This window comes from Roseomonas sp. TAS13 (assembly GCF_001950415.1).
Lineage (GTDB): Bacteria > Pseudomonadota > Alphaproteobacteria > Acetobacterales > Acetobacteraceae > Roseomonas > Roseomonas mucosa.
On sequence record NZ_BDLP01000691.1, the window covers coordinates 1 to 1,063 of the forward strand.

Annotated in this window: 2 protein-coding genes; both read left to right on the top strand. The window is 75.4% G+C overall.

What is annotated here, in order from left to right:
• Nucleotides 1-270: 270 nt before the first annotated feature.
• Complete coding sequence (locus ROTAS13_RS24875; protein WP_256371410.1) at nucleotides 271-612, top strand: MucR family transcriptional regulator; 342 nt, start codon at nucleotides 271-273, stop codon at nucleotides 610-612.
• Nucleotides 613-833: 221 nt separating this feature from the next.
• Nucleotides 834-1,046 (top strand): hypothetical protein, encoded by a 213-nt coding sequence (locus ROTAS13_RS24880; protein WP_075823697.1) that lies wholly within the window; start codon nucleotides 834-836, stop codon nucleotides 1,044-1,046.
• Nucleotides 1,047-1,063 lie beyond the last annotated feature (17 nt).

A 1,063-nucleotide genomic window follows, 5' to 3' on the forward strand; every position in this document is an offset into this window, starting at 1 on the left:
GCCCCCCGGCCTGGGCCACGGCGGCACCCGGCGCCCACCACGGCATCCCTCGATGCGGCCACCGGGGAAACCGGGCCTGTAGCGCCCGCGCCGCAGCCCGGGCGGCGCGAGGCCCCGCCTGCGGCGGCCTCGCCTGTCGGCACGCCACCCGATGTCCCGGATCGCCCCAAGGCCCCGCCACCGGAGGCGCCCACCGGCACTCCAGGGAATTCTCCGGGGGAAATCCCCCGGGAAGCCCCGCGCAGGGAGGCTCCTTCCCTGGCTGCCCCCTTGGCGGAGCCCCTGGCCGGCCTGGATCCTCAAGGGGAGTCCCAGGAGGAACCCACCAGAGCCGAATCCAGCGGGCAGCCCCTGGGGCCACGCCCCGAACCGGCCGTGCCGATCGCCGAGAGCGTGACGCCCGGGTACCTGGTCTGCCTGGAGGATGGGAGGCGGGTGAAGATGCTCACGCGCCATCTCAAGGCCGCCTACGGAATGACGCCGGACCAGTACCGTGCCCGCTGGGGCCTGCCGCCCGACTACCCGATGGTGGCCCCCGATTCGGCCGAACGCCGGGCCGCTGCCCGGGGCCCCCGCGCCACCGGAAGCGGCCGCGGCAGCCGGGCAGGGTAGGGCGCCGCCGGGGAGTAGCACGCGTCGCCGGCGCGGGTCCTCCGGCCCTGGTCACGGAGCGGGGCGGGGCAAAGCCCCGGCCGCCAGGCCCCATGTTTCAGCCTGTCACACCGGCCACGAAGCCGCCGCTTCCGCCCCAGAGATTCCCTGGGGACGCCCGAGACCTGCCCTGTGGCGGGTGTCCTCTTCCTCCTGCGCTCACCAGCCCAGAGGAGGCCCCATTGCGCAAGACGTTCCGTGCCAGCCTGCTGTTCTCCGCCCTGCTGCTCGGTTCCGCCGGCATGGCCATGGCCCAAGGGACGGTCCAGGGGGCGGTCCAGGGGGCGGTCCAAGGGGTGGTCCAGGGTCCAGCGGCCGGGACGGCGCCCGGCACCGTGGCCGGGCCGGCGGCCACCGCCGCCACGGCCCCCTCGCAGGCCCAGCCTGTCTCTTGATCACATCTACGCACAGC